Source organism: Mesorhizobium sp. YC-39 (assembly GCF_025753795.1).
Taxonomy (GTDB): domain Bacteria; phylum Pseudomonadota; class Alphaproteobacteria; order Rhizobiales; family Rhizobiaceae; genus Mesorhizobium.
This window is the reverse complement of sequence record NZ_JAOWPS010000004.1, coordinates 741,713-757,477: the sequence shown is the minus strand read 5'-3', so window position 1 is coordinate 757,477 and position 15,765 is coordinate 741,713. Positions and strand designations below refer to the sequence as shown.

Here is a 15,765-nt window from a genome sequence, read left to right as displayed (position 1 = left end):
TTACTGGCCGGTGCCTGGCAGCGCTGCCGGCGCGGCAGGTGCTGCGGGCGGCGGTGTTGGCGTGTCCTTGCCGTCCGGATTGCGGAAGAAGCGGAAGAACTCCGAGTTCGGCGACAGCACCATCGTCGTCCCGGTATTGTCCAGCGCCGTGCCATAGGCATTCATCGACCGGTAGAAATCGAAGAAGGCCGGATCGCGCTGATAGGCCGCCGCGAAGGTGGCGCTGCGCTGGGCTTCGCCCTCGCCGCGCAGGATTTCCGATTCCTTCTGCGCCTCGGCGACGATCTCCACCACCTCGCGGTCGGCGCGCGCCTTGATGCGCTGCGCCGCCTCGTTGCCGCGCGCCCTCAGCCGCTCGGCTTCGGCCAGACGCTCGGCCTTCATGCGGTCGTAAGTCTGCTGCGAGACTTCCGCCGTCAGGTCGGTGCGGCGGATACGGACATCCTCGATCTGCAGGCCGAGCGACGTGGCGTCAGGCCTGAGCTGGTCGCGCACCTCGCGCATCATCACGGCGCGCTCTTCCGAGAGCGCCGCTTCGAAGTCGCGCAGGCCGTAGACACGGCGCAGCGCCGCGTCGAGGCGCGTCCTCAGCCGCGCCTCGGCCAGTTCGATCTGGCCGGACACCGCGGCGCGGAACACGCGCGGATCCGAGATGCGATAGGCGATGAAGGCGTCGACCTCGTAGAACTTGCCACCCGACACCTGGACGCGGATATTGTCGAGGTCGAAACGCAGCACCCTGTTTTCGATCAACTGCACGCTGTCGGCATCGAAGAAGGCGAACGGCGCCTTGAAATAGATGCCCGGCTGGTTCTTGACGTCGACGATCTCGCCGAATCTGAGCACCAGCGCCTGCTGGCGTGCATTGACCACGAACACCGAGGAATAGAGCAGGAACAGGATGACGGCGGCGATCACCGCGATGACGGGAAGACGGTTGGCCATCACTGGTTTCCTCCCGTCGTGCCGCCCAGGGGGGCCGGCGCCGGCGCCTTCTGCTGCAATGCCGGCAGTGGCAGATAGGGGACGACCCCCTGCCCATTGCCTTGCTCGATGATGACCTTGCCCGAATCCTTCAGAACTCTCTCCATCGTTTCCAGATAAAGCCGCTTGCGCGTCACGTCGGGCGCCTTGGCATATTCGTCATAGACAGAGATGAAGCGCTGCGCCTCGCCTTCTGCCTCCTGCACGACCCGGTTCTTGTAGGCTGCCGCGTCCTCGCGGATCTGGGCGGCCTCGCCGCGTGCCTGGCCGAGCTTCTGGTTGGAATACTGGTTGGCCTGCTCAACGAACTTGTCCTCGTCCTGCTCGGCACGCTGCACCTCGTCAAAGGCATCGGCCACCTCGCGCGGCGGTGCGGCGTCCTCGATCGAGATGGCGTTTACCTGGAGGCCGGCCTTGTAGCCGTCGAGCGTCGTCTGGATGATCTCGCGCACCGATGCCGCAATACCTTGGCGATCGTCGCGGAAAATGTCCTGCGCGGGCCTGCGGCCGACCGCTTCGCGCATGGCGCTTTCGGCGACCTGCCGCAGCATGCCATCCGGATCGGACACGTCGAACAGATAGGCCCTCGGATCGGAGACCTGATAGGCCACCGAGAACTGGACGTTGACGATGTTCTGGTCGCCCGAAAGCATCAGGCCTTCGCCGCTGGTGTTGCCGCCGCCGATGTCGACGAGCTGCTCGGCGATGTTGGCCGTCTCGACCGTTTCGATGGGCCACCAATGGAAATGCAGGCCGGGCTGCGAGAGCTCGGCCTTCGGCTTGCCGAACCTCAGCTCAACCGCAACCTCGTCGGGCTGCACGGTGTAGATCGCCTTGAACGCCCACAGCACGACAAGCGCTGCCGCGATCAGCGCGAACACGGCTGGGCTGGCGCCACCGCCACCCGGCAGTGCACGCCGCAACCTGTCCTGGCCGCGTCGGATAATGTCTTCGAGATCGGGAGGCGAGCCCTGCGGGCCGCTCGGTCCCTTTGGCCCCTGCCCCCAGGGACCCTGATTGCCGCCGCCACCCCATGGGCCGCCGCCACCGCCACTTTTGTCATTCCAGGGCATGAATGTCCTTTCGCTTGGAATTCCCTCAAGCGCCTGTTCTACGGCGCGAAATCCAATGTCGTTCTTCTATAGGGATGCGGCGGCACGCTTTCAACGCGATCGGTTGCCGGCATCGTCCGTTTTTGCAGCGGTCGCGGCCCTTTATCGCCTCTCAATGCACGTGATGGCGTCGCTCGTAAACAGAATAGCGCGTCGCATGGCTATCCTTTTCACCGGCCGGAATGTCCTCAGAACGGACAATGTGCCACAAATCCGGATCGATCGGCGGGAAATATGCGTCACCATCGACCGCTGCCAGAACGTGAGTGACGTGCAGGCGGTCGGCCAGCGGCAGCGCCTGGGCATAGATCTCGCCGCCGCCGATGATGCAGATTTCGTCGACGCCGGCCATGCAGCGCCCGCGCACACTCGCCAGCCTGATCGCGTCGTCGAGCGAATGCGCGATTTCGACGCCCTCGGCGCGCCACGCCTTGTCGCGGGTCACGACGATGTTGAGCCTGCCCGGCAGCGGCCGGCCGATGCCTTCATAGGTCTTGCGGCCCATGATGATGGGCTTGCCCATCGTGTCGGCCTTGAATCGCTTGAGATCGCTGGAAAGCCGCCACGGCAAGCCGCCGTCGCGTCCGATCACGCCGTTCTCGGCGATGGCAACATAGATCGCGACGTCCATCAGCCGCCGCCCTCGCTATTCGACGGCTCAAGCAGCAATATGTCGATGTCGTGTTCGGGATAGAAGTCGTCAGCAGTCATCTCGAAAGTCGTCGGCCCGACCTTCCTGACATTGTCGCCGCAGAAAGAGACCAGGTTCTTCGGATCGCCCTTGTCGATGGTCAGCTTGAACTTGCCAATGCTGCCCGATGCCCAGTTGCCGCCGGTGGTCAGGATATAGGCGATGCGGTTCTCGAAATATTTCGGGGTGCCGTCGGGATCGGCCTTCGCCGCCTTGCGGATCGCATTCTCGAACGCGTCGTCCATGCAATAGCGGGTCTTGTAGGCTGCATACTGGCCCTGGAATTTGCCATCATAGAAGAAACTGACCGAGGACGTGCCGCCGACGCTCGGCTTGTAGTGGTGGGCGACATGGACCGCCTTGTTGGCGGGGAAGGTCGAGCGCCACCAATAGGTCGAACGCAACTGCCAGAACGGCACATAAACGGTCTTCATGCCCGAACCGTCGTCGGAAGTATCCTCGATGATGATGCCGCGGTTGACCCAGTCGTCGGCAACCGCCGGCGGCAGCTTTGCCAGCGCCGCCTTGGCGGCGTCGCCGAATGGGTAGAACGGCACGTTTTGCGCCTTGAGATCGGCGCTGATGTCGATGCCGAGCGCGAACACCTTCTGCTCGAGCTGCGGCTTTGCCGCCACGCCGTCGATCGTCACCTCGAAGCCGAGGAAATTGTCGCTCTGGTCCTCGGGGATCGCCGGCATTTCGTTCGGATCACCTTCGATGTCGGGCATCGGAAAGGCGACGATTGAATCGACATCCTTGTCCGTATTGTTGCGGAAGACATAGTCGACCGTCACCTTGTCCGCCGAAATGAAGAGATCCTCGCTCTCCATTGCCACCGCATCGCTGCGCGACAGGATCAGCCCGCCCGTGCCCAGTTCGGCAACCGAATCATTGGCGAGCGCAGGCGCGGCGCAAATCGCCAGCACCGCGGTCACAACATATCGAAACATCGAAGCTCCCTCAGCGAGAATGCCGGCCCGACCCTAGCGGTTCGATGTGGCGTTTCAAAGCCCTTGCGTGCGCCGCGGATGTCGGCGTCGATGCCATGGTTATCTGGACACAAACGTTCCGATCGGGCAGGAGTTCGCCCATGCGCAAGCTTCTCGTCATCGGCATCGGCGCCGGCAATCCCGACCACATGACGGTCCAGGCTATCAACGGCTTGAACCGCGCCGACGTGCTGTTCATTCCCGACAAGGGCGCGGCGAAGAGCGATCTCGCCGAATTGCGCCGCCAGATCTGCGATCGCTTCGTCACCAATCAGAATTCGCGCCGCGTCGAATTCGAGGTGCCAGTGCGCGCCGAACCGGCGCCCTCCTACCGCTCGACTGTCGATGACTGGCATGAAGCGATCGCCGCGATCTATGAAGGCCTGATCCGCGACGAGCTTCCGCAAGACGGCTGCGGCGCCTTCCTGATCTGGGGCGATCCCTCGCTCTACGACAGCGGCCTGCGCATCCTGGAGCGCGTACGCCTCAGGGGCAATGTCGAATTCGCTTTGGAAGTCATTCCAGGCATCACCGCCGTCCAGGCGCTCGCCGCCAGCCACAAAATGGCGCTGAACCGAATCGGCGATGCCATCCTGATCACCACCGGCCGCCGGCTCACCAAGGAAGGCTTACCCGAAAATGCCGGCAGCACGGTCGTCATGCTGGATGGCAAATGCGCCTTCAACACGCTTGAGGACAAGAACGCCTTGATCCACTGGGGTGCCTATCTCGGTACATCAGATGAGATCACCATCTCCGGCCGTCTGGGGGATGTTGGCGACGAGATCGAGCGCGTCCGCGAAGAAGCCCGCCGGAAAAAAGGGTGGATCATGGACACCTATCTGCTGCGCAAACCTGGCGAGCCTGAGGACTAAGCTGCGTCTATCTCCGCCTGCAGTGCCTCCATATGCGTCGCTGCCGCCGAAGCCGCCGCCCGTTCGATGGCGCGAAAACGGCTGACCACTGCAAGTCCGACCGCGGTCAGCTGGGCGCCACCGCCCTTCCTGCCACCGGTCTGCGCCGCGACCAGCGGCTTGCCGAACACACGGTTCATGTCCTCGACCAGGTCCCAGGCATGTTTGTAGGACATTTCCATGCCGCGCGCCGCGGCCGAGATCGAGCCAAAGGCGGCGATCTGCTCCAGAAGCTCGATCTTACCCGGCCCGATGCGCCCGTCGGGATCGAGATTTATCCGCAAGCTCAGCGACGGCATCTTTCCTCCTCCGCAATCACGCCCGCACTCAGACTAATGTCTCTTCGACGATAGCGCTATTCCAAAGCAACATAGCGGCATCATGAACCGATCATCCATCCGCCTCTGCCGGCAGGCCAGCGCCGGTGTTCGCCCGGTCGAAACTCACCGTCTTGACCACCGCGAACACCTTTCGGCCGAGCCGTAGCTTCAGCGCCTGCCGTGACTGTTCGGTGATACGGGCAAGTATGGTTGCGCCATTGCAGTCGATGCCGACCTCGACCGAGGGCCCCTCGCCCGGCTCAATCGCGACGATCGTGCCCGGCAATATGTTGAGAGCGCTGAGACCCGTCGGCAGTTCGGTGGCGATCATGACGTCGCGGGCGCGGATGCGGGTGCGGACCGGCGCCCCGACTGGCATCGCCAGCAGCGGCACGCGGATCTCGCCCGCCGCCGAACCAAGCACGGTCATGCCGAAGGCTTTGTCATGGCGCAGCACCGCCGTATCCAGCACAGCGCCGCCCTCGCCGCGCTCTTCGGCCGGCAACAGATCGAGCCGCCGCATGATCGCTCCGGTCGGTCCAGCGGCAACGACTTTGCCTTGCGCCAGCACCACCACGTCGCTCGCCAGCCGCGCCACTTCGGCGACGGAATGGCTGACATAGACGATCGGGATTTTCGTCTCGTCGCGCAGCCGCTCAATATAGGGCAGGATCTCGGCCTTGCGGGCATCGTCGAGGGAAGCCAGCGGCTCATCCATCAGCAACAGTTTCGGGCTGGCAAGCAGCGCCCGGCCGATCGCCACGCGCTGCTTCTCGCCGCCGGAAAGCTTTGCCGGCCGCCGCTCCAGTAGTGGACCGATACCGAGCAGGTCGACCACGGCATTGAAATCCGCGTAACGTTCCGCCTTGGGGGTGAACCAGCGGCCATAGCGCAAATTGCCCGCCACGCTCATATGCGGAAACAGCCGCGCATCCTGGAAGACCATGCCGATCCGGCGCTTGTGCTTCGGCACGAAGATGCCTGCCGCTGTGTCGACGAGCACGCGGCCGTCGATCGCGATCCGCCCTTTGTCGGGGCGGATCAGTCCAGCGATCAGGTCGATCAGCGTCGTCTTGCCGGAGCCCGAGGGACCGAACAGCGCGGTCAATCGCCCGGCGCTCTCGAAACGGGCATCGATCCCGAAATCGCCAAGCCGACGGCTGATATCGACAACAACGCTCATTCGATGTCCATCCGCCGGCCGACGCGCCGCGCCAGCACTTCCGAAGCGACCAGTGCCGCCATCGAGATGACGATCGAGATCAGCGTCAACCGGAGCGCGCCTTCATCGCCGCCAGGCACCTGGGTAAAGGTGTAGATCGCCGACGGCAGCGTCTGCGTCTCGTTCGGGATGTTGGAGACGAAGGTGATCGTCGCGCCGAACTCGCCCATCGCCTTGGCGAAGGACAGGATCGCGCCGGCGATCAGCCCGGGCAGGATCAGCGGCAGCGTGATGGTAGCGAACACGAGCAGCGGATTGGCGCCGAGCGTTCCAGCCGCCGCCTCCATCTTGCGGTCGACCGCCTCGATCGACAGCCGGATCGCCCGCACCATCAGGGGAAAGCCCATGATGCCGCAAGCCAATGCGGCGCCCGTCCAGCGAAATGAGAAGACGATGCCGAAATGCTCGGCAAGGAAAGCGCCGGCCGGCCCGCGTCTGCCGAAGGTGAGCAAAAGCAGATAGCCGGTCACCACCGGCGGCAGGATCAGCGGCAGATGCACCAGCCCGTTGAGCAGCGTCTTGCCCCAGAATTTTCCGCGGGCAAGCAGCAGCGCGATCAATATGCCCGGCGGCAGGCTGAAAAGCATCGCCACTGTCGCCACCTTGATCGACAGCCGGACCGCATTCCATTCGTCGGGAGTGAGGTCCAGCAGCCAGTTCATGCTTTGGTTTCGTGCCTCAGTTGCTCGGCATCAGGACGGTGAACCCCTGCTCCTTGAAGAGTGCGCCAGCTTTTGCGGACTGCAGGCATTTCAAGAAGGCCAGCGTATCCTTGTCCTTCGAGTCGGCTGTCTGGGCAACAGGGTAGATGATTGGCGGGTGCGAATCCTCCGGGAAGGTGCCGACCACTTTGACGCCCTTTTCGGCATGCGCATCGGTGGCATAGACGATGCCAAGGGCTGCTTCACCCGTCGAGACCAGCTTCAGTGCCGCGCGCACATTCTCGGCCTGCGCCACCTTGCCCTCGACCGAAGACCAGACGCCGAGCGATTCAAGGGCAGCCTTGCCGTATTTCCCGGCCGGCACCGCCTTGAAATCGCCCATGGCGAGCCTGCCGTCGCCGATGAGTTTGGCCAGATCAAAACCCTTCTCGATCTTGGCTTCGACTGTGGAGTCCTTCGGCGCCACCAGCACGATCTCATTGCCGAGCAGCTTCACTTCCGTGTCGGGCTTGGTCAGCTTCCTGTCGGAGAGATACTTCATCCAGTCGAGATCGGCCGAGATGAAGATATCGGCCGGTGCGCCGCCCTCGATCTGTTTGGCCAGCGCCGAGCTTGCCGCGTAGGAGACGGTCGCGGCCTCGCCGACATCGGCCTCGCAGGCTTTGTTCACCGCATCGAGCCCGTCCTTAAGGCTGGCCGCGGCAAACACGACCACCTTGTCGTCGGCATGGGCGGCGGGCGCCGCCACCATCAGCAGCGTCGCAAAACCACCGATCGCAATCGCCTTCAATCCAAGACCTTTGCGCGTCACCATGAAAAACTCTCCCTGGGTTTGAAATCCGCTCGGCTCGAAGCCTGCCAATCGATATATCTGGATGAACATAACAATGGAAGGCTTTTGGCCTAGCGCAGCCATTGTATCTTGCTGCTATCGCAGCCTACGATGAATTGGGCTGGATACAGCGAAACCCAATCCAAGGAGACGTCGCATGAAAATCAGCGCCCGCAGGGAACGATCACCGAAATCGTCAAGGGAGCAACCACCTCCCATGTCCGGATCGATATCGGCGGCGCCGTCGTCACCGCGTCGATCACCAACGCATGACCCCGAAAATCGAATTCGATTTTCGGTAAGGATCATGCGCCAATCAAGGTATTACAGCGCCCTTTGCGCGTCCGAAAGGACGCGCGGCGCTGTAACGAAGCCGTTGCCGATCTCAAGCTCGAAAAGGGCAAGCATGCCTATGCCGTGATCAAGGCCTCGGACGTGATGGTCGGCGTCGACTGAACAAATGGCGGCGGCTTACACCGCGATCGGCGCCTTGATCGTCGCGTCGGCGAAATAGTTCTCAAGCCGGAAATCCTCGAAACGGAAGGCAAAGAGATCCTTCACGTCTGGATTGATCCACATGGTTGGCAGCGTCTTGGGCGTGCGCCGCAACTGTTCGCGCGCCTGTTCGAAATGGTTCGAATAGAGATGCGCATCGCCCAGCGTGTGGACGAAATCGCCGGGCTTCAGGCCGGTCACTTGCGCCACCATCAGCGTCAGCAGCGCATAGGAAGCGATGTTGAACGGCACACCGAGAAAGATGTCGCCGGAACGCTGATAGAGCTGGCAGGAGAGCCTGCCTTCCGAGACATAGAACTGGAACAGGCAGTGGCAGGGCGGCAGCGCCATGGCCTCCACCTCGGCCGGGTTCCACGCCGAAACGATCAAGCGACGGGAATTAGGATTCTTGCGTATCTCCTTGAGAAGGCCAGCAATCTGGTCGATGGCGCCGCCATGGCCGTCCGGCCAGGAGCGCCATTGCTTGCCATAGACCGGGCCGAGATCGCCATTCTCGTCGGCCCATTCATCCCAGATGGAGACGCCGTGGTCGTTGAGGTACTTGATGTTGGTGTCGCCGGCCAGGAACCACAAAAGCTCGTATATGATCGACTTCAGATGCAGCTTCTTGGTGGTGGTGACCGGAAAGCCGCGCGCCAGGTCGAAGCGCATCTGGTAGCCGAACACCGAGCGTGTTCCGGTACCGGTGCGGTCGCCACGGTCGGCGCCGTTTTCAAGCACATGATTCAGGAGGTCGAGATATTGACGCATTGGCTTCGGCCCGATTCGGGTTGTCACCCATAATAGCCGACTGGCTGTCGGCCGAACATATCAAAGCGCAGGGCATTCAACAGGACACTCGCCGACAGCGTTACAAGCTGGCGCGGCAATCGCGCCAGCTTCCGCTCGATGCAGACGTCAGAGCGCGCCGAGCTTGCCCAAATCCTTGGCGACGAGGTAATAGAAGGTCACGCGGCTCTTGGTGTTGTCTGCATCCATCGCCTTGCAGGTCTTTTCGATGGCCGCGTCCGCTTTGCCGGCGTCGGTGACGCCGAGCTTCTTGGCAGCCCAGTTGTTCCTGACGCGCTCGAGTTCCTTGGGATCCGTGCAGGATACCAGCGAGGAATCACGGTTCCTGAGCGCGATGCCCAGATGCTTCACGATCTTGGCGACCGCGTCGGCATTTGCCGCGGCGTCGTATTTCTTCACGTCTGCAAGATAGTCGGCCATCAAATTTCCCCTCGTCGGCGCCACGGGATCCAGTCGGTGAGGGCTGTGGCGCGCTGCCGCAAACTGTGCGCTGGATCGGTAACTCCTCACCGCCGCAAACCTTCGGTTGAGTGCGCGTGCAAGTCAACCCTCCATGATCCGCTTTGAGACAGATATGAAACGGCATTCCGGCCTTTCATTTCTTGCGATGGCCCCTTATATTCGCTTTGTCGGCTTGACCGACTATGGCGATAAATGGGCGATGAAATAAGCCGTTCGGACCCGGGGGCGGTACCCGGCGCCTCCACCAAAAACCGCTCTTTTGAAAGGAGCGGCTTTTGCTGGGGGCGAAATAGGATCGACGAAGGTGTAAAGATCGTACTTTTGCCCGGCATTGTACCACCGTCATCGGGCTAAACTTATAGTTGCCAACGACAACTATGCGGAAGCTCGTCTCGCTGCTTAATGCAGTGCGAACGCTTCAAATCAAGCCCTAGGGGTTCGCACTTCTAGGCGGGGTTCGGAGGTACCTGGCAACAGAAACCTCCACTTCTCCCCTTTTTCGATTTTGTAGCGGCGGCAGGCTTGCCGGCCGGTTCCTTGCGTTGCGCACCAAGCGCCCATCGCGAAGCCGTCTGCCAGCAGCACGGCTGCTACGTCCCAATAGATGGACAAAAGAATGCAAAACGATTCCGATCGATTCTTCGTGCTGACCGGCGGGCCTGGTTCCGGCAAGACCACATTGATCGAAGCCTTGCGAAAAGCGGCCTTTGCCACCTCGCCCGAAGCCGGGCGCGGCATCATTCGCGGCCAGATGGCGATCGGCGGACCCGCCCTTCCCTGGAACGATCCGGCGCTGTTTTCCGAACTGATGCTGTCATGGGAGTTGCGCTCCTATGAGGCCGCCCTGGAAAAGAAGGGGCCGGTCTTCTTCGACCGCGGCGTGCCGGACACGCTTGGCTATCTCAGGCTGATCGGCCTGCCGGTGCCCGCCCATCTCAGGAATGCCGCCGAACGCTTCCGCTATGCCCGCCGCGTCTTCATCGCCCCACCGTGGCCGGCAATCTTCGGCCAGGACAGCGAACGCAAGCAGACCCTCGACGAGGCCGAACGCACCTATCATGCGCTTGCCGAAATCTACGTCGAGCTGGGCTATGAGCTGGTGCCGCTGCCCCTGGCTCCAGTCGAAACGCGGCTGCGATTCGTGCTGGGCTAGACGGGATTGTGATCGAACATGAGGAAGATCGGACGAGCCCCGGCTTTTGTTCGCTTGTGACAAGCCTCAAGCTGCCAGTGGCACGCTAACGCCGGCTCGCGCCAAGCCGTGCGCCACGAGCCGGTCGATGACCTCCGCATAGCTGACCCCGCTCGCCGCCATGGCCTTGGCATACATGCTGATGTCGGTGAAGCCGGGAATGGTGTTGAGCTCGTTCACGAGTGTGCGCATGTCGGCCGTTAGAAAGAAATCGACGCGGGCCATGCCGTCGCAGCCAACGGCGCGAAAGGCCTTGGCGGCAATCTCGCGGATCCTGGCTTCGATCTCCGGCGGCAGTTCGGCCGGCACTTTCAGCGCGGCGCCATTCTCGTCGATATACTTGGCGTCGTAGCTGTAGAAGCCATGGCTTTCGGCCGGAACGATCTCGCCGGGGCGGGATACGAACAACCCGCCGCTGGCATCCTCCAGCACGCTGCATTCAATCTCGCGGCCATTGATGAATTCCTCGGCGAGCAGCTTGCTGTCATGTTTGAAGCCTTCGGCGAGCGCGGCCTCATAGTCCCGCTCGGTCGCGACCTTGCTGACGCCGACGGACGAGCCCTGCCGGGCGGGTTTGAGGAAGAGCGGCGTTCCCAGGTCGCGCTGCAGGTCGGTAAAGGTCGGCGCTGCCCCTGGCGAAAGGGTTACGGACCGGGCCGTCGGCAATCCCGCCTCTTTCAAAAGGCGCTTTGCCATCTCCTTGTCGAGGGCCGTGGCCGAACCGAGGATGCCGCAGCCCACAAACGGCACGCGCGCCACTTCTGCCAGCCCCTGCGCCGAGCCGTCCTCGCCGTGCAGGCCGTGCAGCACCGGAAAGACGATGTCGATGTTCGCCAGTTCGTGCGGCGCGCCGGTGGCCGGGATCGCCAGGATGCGGCCACGCCCGCCCGGCACGAGGCAGATCTCCGTTCCCGCCGCCGGCCTTGCCAGCGCCCCACCCTCGAAGCTGCTCAGCAGCCATTGCCCCTCGCGGGTGACGAAGATCGGAACCGCATCATATCTGGCGGGCTCCAGCGCGCGCATGACATTGGTTGCCGAAAGCACCGAAACCTCATGCTCGGCGGAGCGCCCGCCAAAGAGAACGGCTATGCGCAGTCTGTTCGCGGCCATGGATGTCTCCCGAATGGGCTGGTGTTGAAAAATTGCAAGCCGACGGCAATGCCCTGGTTATTCGTATACTCGTATACGGGATTCGTAGGTGCATTCAAGCAACCGCCAGAAACAGCAGCGCAAAAAGCCTCAGCCAGCCGTGCTGCAAACCTCCCGAACGCACCCGCGCAGCCAGCGATGCACCGGATCGGCGTCGAGCCGAGGGTGCCAGAGCAATGAAATTGTGACCTCCGGTATAGCGACTGGAATGGCAAAACTATGCATTCCGCTGCGCAGATTACCGGTGTACCGTTCGGGAACGGTGGCAATCAGATCGGACGACCGGGCCAGGGCCAGCGCGGTCGAGAAGCCACCGACGACCATGACGATGTCCCGCTTCAGTCCGAACGGTTCCAGGGATTCGTCGACCGGTCCCTTGTCGAGATCCCGCCTGGAAATGCAGATATGCCTGCCGTCCGCATAACGGGCGAGCGTGATCTCGCCCTGGCTCAGCGCGTGCCCCATGCGCACGACGCCAATGAAGCGATCCCTGAACAATGCCTGCGTGCGCACCTCCGGACCTGTGGTGCCTCCCACGACGCCCGTCTCCAGATCGATATTCCCCTCACGCAGCGACGTGCTGTCCTTGTCCGACTTCAGCACAAAGCGCAGCCGCACGCCGGGAGCGTCCTGCCTGAGGCGAGCCATCAGATCCAGTCCGAAATTTTCCGCAAAGCCTTCGCGGGTCCGCAGCGTGAATGTTCGGGTTAGTTGCTTGAAGTTGGGCTTCTCCGTCGGACGCAGAGCCGCCTTGGCATCCTCGACGAGCTGCCCGACCCGTTCGCGCAGTTCAAGCGCCCGAGGTGTCGGAACGAGACCACGTCCGGCCCGGACCAGCAGCGGATCGCCCGTCGTCTCGCGCAACCGCGCCAGCGCCCGGCTCATCGCCGACGGGCTGAGCCGCAACCGCCGGGCTGCGCGCGCGACGCTGCCCTCTACGAGCAGCACATCGAGGGTGACCAGCAGGTTGAGATCGGGTGTCGACATGCGCCTGCCATAGCACGGTTCGATCATGATGTGGCGCCAAATGCACGAATGGAATGCAAATGATGCGTATTCCGCCATGTCAGGCAAAGGACTACGTCTCTGACAGCTCCGTTTCGGGAGCCGCCAGAAGACGGAGTTCACGTTGAAGCCAATCGTTGCCGGACACCCAAACATTACAGGTCAGCCAATCATTGCAGGGAAGAATACGGCGGCAGTCGCGGATGCGGTACCGACACCCTCCATCCGCTGGGCGCTCGCCGGTCTGTCACTGTCGATGCTGCTGTCTTCGCTCGGCACCAGCATCGCCAATGTCGGACTGCCGAATTTGGCGCTAGCGTTCAGCGCCTCCTTCCAGGACGTCCAGTGGATCGTGCTGGCCTATCTCCTGGCCATCACCACGCTGATCGTCAGCGTCGGGCGGCTCGGCGACATCGCCGGCCGCCGGCGGCTGCTGTTGGCCGGGATCTTCCTGTTCACCGCGGCCTCCGGCCTATGCGGCGCAGCACCCACGCTTTGGTGGCTGGTCGCCGCCCGGGCGGTGCAGGGCCTGGGCGCGGCCATCATGATGGCGCTGACCATCGCCTTTGTCGGCGACACGGTTCCGAAGGCAAGTACCGGCAGCGCCATGGGGCTACTTGGCACGATGTCCGCGGTTGGCACCGCTCTCGGCCCATCACTCGGCGGCGTCCTGATCGCCGGCTTCGGCTGGCGGGCGATCTTTCTCGTTGCGGTACCGCTGGGCATGCTGACTTTCTACCTCGCGCATCGCCATTTGCCGGTCGATCGCGTCGAGCCGAAGGCCGATCGGGCCGGCTTCGACGCCATCGGCACATTGCTGCTTGCCCTGACGCTCGCGGCCTATGCGCTCGCCATGACGGCCGGACGCGGCAGTTTCGGCGCACTCAACCTGGCACTGTTGCTGGCTGCCCTGTTCGGCGTCGGCCTCTTCGTGTTCGCCCAGGCAAGGACGGCAGCACCGCTCATCCAGTCGGCGATGTTACGCGATCCGGTGCTGAGTGCGAGCCTCGCCATGAACACGCTGGTCTCGACGGTGATGATGGCAACGCTGGTGGTCGGGCCGTTCTACCTCTCCCGCGCGCTCGGGCTCAACGAGGCGCTTGTTGGGCTGACCATGTCGATTGGCCCGGTTGTCTCCGTGCTGAGCGGTGTCGTGGCCGGCCGCATCGTCGACCGTTTGGGCGCGCCGGCGATGGTCGTCGCCGGACTTGTGCTGATGGCCGCCGGTTCGTTCGCCCTGTCCGTGATTCCGGCATCGTTCGGCATTCCGGGCTACATTGCCGCAATCATAATCCTGCCCCCCGGCTATCAGATGTTCCAGGCAGCCAACAACACCGCCGTCATGATGGATGTCGGGCCGGACCAGCGCGGTGTCGTTTCCGGCATGCTCAGCCTGTCGCGCAATCTCGGCCTCATCACCGGTGCCTCCATCATGGGCGCTATATTCGCGCTGGCATCAGCGACGACCGACATCGCAACGGCAAGTCCCGAAGCCATTGCATCAGGCATGCGGGTCACCTTCGCCGTGGCGGCAGGCCTGATCGTCGCAGCACTCGCCATCGCGGCCGCAAGCCATGTTTTTGCAACACGGCGGACCGGATCGCAGGCATGAAAAAGGCCGGGACAGGCCCGGCCTTTTCTCAGAGTTTGGCGATTGTCATTCGGCCGGCGCTTCCACCGCCGCTTCGCGACCGCGGCCGAGCGTCACCTTGGCCAGCGAAAACGAGATCACCGCGCAAAGCGTGATGCCGGCGACCATCGGCAGCGGCGTGCCGTCGAAGAACACGCCGGCAACACCCATGGCGACCGCGCCGATGGCAAAATGCAGCGTACCCATCAGCGCCGAGGCGGTGCCGGCGATTTCGCCATGCTCCTCCATGGCCAGCACCGACGTCGTCGGGATGACCAGGCCGAGGAAACCGTAGCCGATGAACAGCAGCGCCGCCATCACGTCTAGCCGGTCGACACCGGACGCCATAATCGCGAACAGCACCACCATCGTCGTCGCATAACCGACCACCGCGACGCGCACCACGCGCCGCAGCCCGAAGCGCTCCGACAGCAGTCCCGTCAACTGCGACATGCCGATGAAAGCGACCGCATTGATCGAAAAGAACACGCTGTAGACCGAAGGCGACAGCCCGTAATGGTCGATCAGGATGAAGGACGAGCTCGACAGATAGACGAAGAAGCTCGCAATGCCGAAGCCGGCGATGGCCGTCAGTCCAAGGAAGTTGCGATCGCCCATCAGGAAGCGATAGGCGGAAAGCGCGGTGCCGAAAGAGGAGCCGGCACGCTCTTCGACCGGCCGCGTCTCCTTGAGCGAGGTGGCGAGCAGGATGGTGGCGAGCACAGCCGCGCCCGTCACCGTCCAGAACACGGCGCGCCAGCCGAAATTCTCGATGATGACGCTACCGGTCAGCGGCGCCAGGATCGGCGACACGGAAAACACCAGCATCAGCAGCGACATCAGCTTGGCCGCCTCGGTGCCGGTATGCAGGTCACGCACGATGGCGCGCGGCACCGCCATGCCGGCGCTGGCGCCGAGCCCTTGCAGGAAACGGAAGGCGATCAGCCATTCGATAGTCGGCGCCATCGCCGAGCCGATGCCGCCGACCATGAACAGCGCCAGGCCACCATAGAGCGGCAGCTTGCGACCGACCATGTCGGAGATCGGCCCGACGAGGATCTGGCCGAAACCCATGGACAGGAAGAAGATCAGCAGGCTCATCTGCACGGCGGCGGTGCCGGCGTTGAGGTCCTCGCCGATCGAAGGCAATGCCGGGAGATACATGTCGATGGCGAAGGGGCCGATGGCGGACAACAGGCCGAGCACGACCGCGATGCGGAGGAATTTAGGACTCATAATATAGGCTTCTTTCGAATCTGGTTGCCGCCGCGGACCGGCGTCTAACCCTAGGACGTT

General features: G+C 63.0%; 17 protein-coding genes, 1 other RNA gene and 1 pseudogene. 6 read left to right on the top strand and 13 right to left on the bottom strand.

What is annotated here, in order from left to right; translation table 11 throughout:
* The 4 genes from hflC to OHD62_RS25080 form a co-directional block, all read right to left on the bottom strand.
* Positions 1-945, bottom strand: coding sequence for a protease modulator HflC (gene hflC, locus OHD62_RS25095; protein WP_263788251.1), 945 nt, complete (start codon positions 943-945; stop codon positions 1-3).
* Entirely contained in the window at positions 945-2,057 is a 1,113-nt protein-coding gene (gene hflK, locus OHD62_RS25090) for an FtsH protease activity modulator HflK (protein WP_263788250.1), read from the bottom strand. Before hflK ends, hflC begins: the two co-directional genes overlap by 1 nt.
* A 151-nt stretch (positions 2,058-2,208) precedes the next feature.
* Positions 2,209-2,727: a dihydrofolate reductase gene (locus OHD62_RS25085; protein ID WP_263788249.1), complete on the bottom strand. Its 519-nt coding sequence runs from the start codon at positions 2,725-2,727 to the stop codon at positions 2,209-2,211.
* Positions 2,727-3,737, bottom strand: a complete 1,011-nt coding sequence (locus tag OHD62_RS25080; protein WP_263788247.1) for a DUF4424 domain-containing protein — start codon at positions 3,735-3,737, stop codon at positions 2,727-2,729. Before OHD62_RS25080 ends, OHD62_RS25085 begins: the two co-directional genes overlap by 1 nt.
* A gap of 140 nt (positions 3,738-3,877) precedes the next feature.
* Here OHD62_RS25080 and cobF point away from each other — a divergent pair, with 140 nt between their 5' ends.
* Complete coding sequence (gene cobF, locus OHD62_RS25075) at positions 3,878-4,651, top strand: precorrin-6A synthase (deacetylating) (protein ID WP_263788245.1); 774 nt, start codon at positions 3,878-3,880, stop codon at positions 4,649-4,651.
* On the opposite strand, the gene OHD62_RS25070 is transcribed toward cobF, so the two are convergent.
* The 4 genes from OHD62_RS25070 to modA form a co-directional block, all read right to left on the bottom strand.
* Positions 4,648-4,989, bottom strand: a complete 342-nt coding sequence (locus OHD62_RS25070) for a winged helix-turn-helix domain-containing protein (protein ID WP_263788243.1) — start codon at positions 4,987-4,989, stop codon at positions 4,648-4,650. The two genes, cobF and OHD62_RS25070, sit on opposite strands and share 4 nt — an antisense overlap.
* A 91-nt stretch (positions 4,990-5,080) precedes the next feature.
* Positions 5,081-6,193: a molybdenum ABC transporter ATP-binding protein gene (modC, locus tag OHD62_RS25065; RefSeq protein WP_263788242.1), complete on the bottom strand. Its 1,113-nt coding sequence runs from the start codon at positions 6,191-6,193 to the stop codon at positions 5,081-5,083.
* Complete coding sequence (gene modB, locus OHD62_RS25060; RefSeq protein ID WP_263788239.1) at positions 6,190-6,894, bottom strand: molybdate ABC transporter permease subunit; 705 nt, start codon at positions 6,892-6,894, stop codon at positions 6,190-6,192. The genes modC and modB overlap by 4 nt, the downstream gene beginning before the upstream one ends.
* A gap of 16 nt (positions 6,895-6,910) precedes the next feature.
* Positions 6,911-7,705, bottom strand: coding sequence for a molybdate ABC transporter substrate-binding protein (gene modA, locus OHD62_RS25055; RefSeq protein WP_263788566.1), 795 nt, complete (start codon positions 7,703-7,705; stop codon positions 6,911-6,913).
* Positions 7,706-7,837: 132 nt separating this feature from the next.
* Here modA and OHD62_RS25050 point away from each other — a divergent pair, with 132 nt between their 5' ends.
* Positions 7,838-7,999 (top strand): hypothetical protein, encoded by a 162-nt coding sequence (locus OHD62_RS25050; RefSeq protein WP_263788237.1) that lies wholly within the window; start codon positions 7,838-7,840, stop codon positions 7,997-7,999.
* Between the two features lie 93 nt (positions 8,000-8,092).
* A pseudogene (locus OHD62_RS35625) lies at positions 8,093-8,182 on the top strand (transporter); the annotation flags it as partial.
* A gap of 15 nt (positions 8,183-8,197) precedes the next feature.
* On the opposite strand, the gene OHD62_RS25045 reads toward OHD62_RS35625, so the two are convergent.
* Both OHD62_RS25045 and OHD62_RS25040 read right to left on the bottom strand, forming a co-directional pair.
* Positions 8,198-8,992 carry a thymidylate synthase gene (locus OHD62_RS25045; protein WP_263788564.1) on the bottom strand — a complete coding sequence of 265 codons (795 nt, stop codon included), beginning with the start codon at positions 8,990-8,992 and terminating at the stop codon, positions 8,198-8,200.
* 147 nt (positions 8,993-9,139) lie between these two features.
* Entirely contained in the window at positions 9,140-9,451 is a 312-nt protein-coding gene (locus OHD62_RS25040; protein ID WP_263788235.1) for a DUF2853 family protein, read from the bottom strand.
* 169 nt (positions 9,452-9,620) lie between these two features.
* Here OHD62_RS25040 and ssrA point away from each other — a divergent pair.
* Positions 9,621-9,981: a transfer-messenger RNA gene (gene ssrA / locus OHD62_RS25035) on the top strand.
* Between the two features lie 128 nt (positions 9,982-10,109).
* Positions 10,110-10,646 carry an AAA family ATPase gene (locus tag OHD62_RS25030; RefSeq protein ID WP_263788233.1) on the top strand — a complete coding sequence of 179 codons (537 nt, stop codon included), beginning with the start codon at positions 10,110-10,112 and terminating at the stop codon, positions 10,644-10,646.
* A gap of 66 nt (positions 10,647-10,712) precedes the next feature.
* On the opposite strand, the gene OHD62_RS25025 is transcribed toward OHD62_RS25030, so the two are convergent.
* Both OHD62_RS25025 and OHD62_RS25020 read right to left on the bottom strand, forming a co-directional pair.
* Positions 10,713-11,795: a D-alanine--D-alanine ligase family protein gene (locus tag OHD62_RS25025; protein ID WP_263788231.1), complete on the bottom strand. Its 1,083-nt coding sequence runs from the start codon at positions 11,793-11,795 to the stop codon at positions 10,713-10,715.
* Positions 11,796-11,924: 129 nt separating this feature from the next.
* Complete coding sequence (locus OHD62_RS25020; RefSeq protein WP_263788561.1) at positions 11,925-12,821, bottom strand: LysR family transcriptional regulator; 897 nt, start codon at positions 12,819-12,821, stop codon at positions 11,925-11,927.
* A gap of 187 nt (positions 12,822-13,008) precedes the next feature.
* Here OHD62_RS25020 and OHD62_RS25015 point away from each other — a divergent pair, with 187 nt between their 5' ends.
* Positions 13,009-14,451: an MFS transporter gene (locus tag OHD62_RS25015; protein ID WP_263788559.1), complete on the top strand. Its 1,443-nt coding sequence runs from the start codon at positions 13,009-13,011 to the stop codon at positions 14,449-14,451.
* Positions 14,452-14,496: 45 nt separating this feature from the next.
* On the opposite strand, the gene OHD62_RS25010 is transcribed toward OHD62_RS25015, so the two are convergent.
* Entirely contained in the window at positions 14,497-15,705 is a 1,209-nt protein-coding gene (locus OHD62_RS25010; protein ID WP_263788229.1) for a multidrug effflux MFS transporter, read from the bottom strand.
* Positions 15,706-15,765 lie beyond the last annotated feature (60 nt).